The sequence below is a fragment of the Mesorhizobium sp. M8A.F.Ca.ET.181.01.1.1 genome, assembly GCF_004792025.1.
Taxonomy (GTDB): Bacteria; Pseudomonadota; Alphaproteobacteria; order Rhizobiales; family Rhizobiaceae; genus Mesorhizobium.
This window is the reverse complement of sequence record NZ_SRTV01000337.1, coordinates 1-281: the sequence shown is the minus strand read 5'-3', so window position 1 is coordinate 281 and position 281 is coordinate 1. Positions and strand designations below refer to the sequence as shown.

The following is a 281-nucleotide window of genomic DNA, read 5'->3' as shown; positions in this document are numbered from 1 at the left end:
GTGGATTGCCTTTCTGGCGAAGAGACGATGAGCGAGCTTTGTGCGGCCTACGGCATTTCGCGCAAGATCGGCTATAAATGGCTGGGTCGCTACCGGGAGTTTGGCCCGGAGGGTTTGCACGATCGGCCGCGAGCGCCGCTCAATCATGGCCGTGCGACAGCCCTTGATCTTGTCGAGCGGATCGTGGCGGCGAAGGAGACGCATCCGCTGTGGGGGCCCAAGAAGATCGTGGCGCGGCTCAAGCGCGCGGCTCCCGAACTGATCTGGCCGTCGGCCTCGAC

General features: G+C 64.1%; 1 protein-coding gene. It reads left to right on the top strand.

What is annotated here, in order from left to right; genetic code table 11:
• On the top strand, positions 1–281 hold a 281-nt coding region (locus EN824_RS34865; RefSeq protein ID WP_135933249.1), incomplete at its 3' end, for a helix-turn-helix domain-containing protein.